Source organism: Candidatus Thermoplasmatota archaeon (assembly GCA_022848865.1).
In the GTDB taxonomy this organism is placed as follows: Archaea; Thermoplasmatota; Thermoplasmata; order RBG-16-68-12; family JAGMCJ01; genus JAGMCJ01.
The window spans coordinates 1-1,496 of record JAJISE010000097.1 but is presented as its reverse complement, the minus strand read 5'-3'; the positions used below and the strand labels follow the sequence as shown (position 1 = coordinate 1,496).

The following is a 1,496-nucleotide window of genomic DNA, read 5'->3' as shown; positions in this document are numbered from 1 at the left end:
CGGAATCGAAGGGACTCCTGAGGGATTTCCGTGTGTTCTGGATGGGGCACGTAGGCGACATCGAACACAAGTACACTCTCAACAAGCGTAGGCTTCCAGAGGACCTCATCGAGCAGATGCGTGGCGCGTACGAGAGTGCACTCGAATACCTGGAGACCACTCCGAGCGAGAGGAGAGGGGACCCGACCTTGAAATTGCTGCGCGTATTCCTCCAAGCCGCAGGTTACTCCGAGGAACAGATAGAGGCCATGCAACTCGAGACGAAATCGGAGGAGGAGATCGTCCGACTACTCCAAGATGCTCCGAAGAGCATGATGGCGAATGGGGGCGACCCAAGGCAGAGGATTGTGAGCATCGAGGAGCTTCCTTCGTTTCTGGACGAGGGATGGATATACAAGTCGACGTTGCCCGACAGCAGCATCATCATCGAGCTCTCTTTGCCATGAGAACTCTCGCATAGGTAGCCAGCTTGAAAAGGCCCTCTGCTCGCGGAAGCAGGTCTGGCTCCTTGATCAGAGCCTCTCTGACCGGGTCTCCTGGAGGAAGGATCTCAAGAGCACGTTTCTTCACGGGCCTGAGGTCCACTAGCTCTTTGTCCGGCCTCTCAATGGTCTCCTTCTGCTTCCTTGCTGCCATTGCTAACCCTCACTCTTTGCTTTCATTCCGCCCTTCTGACCCGTGCCAAAATCCTCTTCTCCTTCCTTGGAGGATTAGGGGTCTCACCATCACGATGCGCTTTTTGGCACAGCCTCCTCGCCGTCGTGCGACCAATCCTAAGGGTCTCGGCGATTTCGGTCCATGAATGTCCTGTCCGACGAAGTTCCACTGCTCTCTCCCTAATTTCGGTTGCCGTTCTTGGTCTTCCAGGGCCCATTTTCTCTGAACCATCATCTTTCCTTGACATCGTAATCCCCTGGATGCCGAGTTGTGTCGCACTTCACATATATCCACGACTTTTCTTGGCACCCCATCCCTTCTTCTTTGCCTAGATCCCCAACCCGGATTGATGCTTCCGGAGACAGCACTTCGCCTTTCCTTCTGTGAACGGTTGAGATACAGACCTCATAGTTGGGATTCCAATCATGCTTGGGTTTGGATGATTGAGTCTGCATGAGATCGTGGAAACGGTATTCGTCGTGTATGCCTCTCATCTCAATCATAGAGTGATAACTTCATATTCTCACTCCCTCATTTGCATTTCGAAATGGCACCAAAAGTGTCAAAACCGAGAGGGAAGCACAAGCCAGCAGGAAGGATTCCGGACTGGAAAAGAGAAGAGAGGATCCAAGACCTCCTCTCACTCTGGTTCGGAAGGGAAAACGTACGGCTGAGGAATACCGAGATTGTCGAGGAAATGGAGCGGGTCCACAATGTGCCGCGGAGGACCAGTCAAAGATACTTAGACGAACTCGTCAAAGAGGGACTTCTTGAGAACGGAGAACTCGGCTACCGTCCAACGGATTATTACGTTGAGTATTCCCGCGCGGTCCCGCTTC

Annotated in this window: 3 protein-coding genes; 2 read left to right on the top strand and 1 reads right to left on the bottom strand. The window is 53.0% G+C overall.

Translation table 11 applies throughout. The annotated features are described in order from the left end of the window. A partial coding sequence (locus LN415_09835) for a site-specific integrase (GenBank protein ID MCJ2557386.1) occupies positions 1 to 446 on the top strand: 446 nt, incomplete at its 5' end. Here the strand turns inward: LN415_09835 and LN415_09830 are convergent. Continuing rightward, on the bottom strand, positions 424 to 636 hold the full coding sequence (locus LN415_09830; protein ID MCJ2557385.1) for a hypothetical protein: 213 nt from the start codon (positions 634 to 636) through the stop codon (positions 424 to 426). The two genes, LN415_09835 and LN415_09830, sit on opposite strands and share 23 nt — an antisense overlap. Positions 637 to 1,204: 568 nt before the next feature. Between LN415_09830 and LN415_09825 the strand changes: the two genes are divergently transcribed. After that, a partial coding sequence (locus LN415_09825) for a hypothetical protein (GenBank protein ID MCJ2557384.1) occupies positions 1,205 to 1,496 on the top strand: 292 nt, incomplete at its 3' end.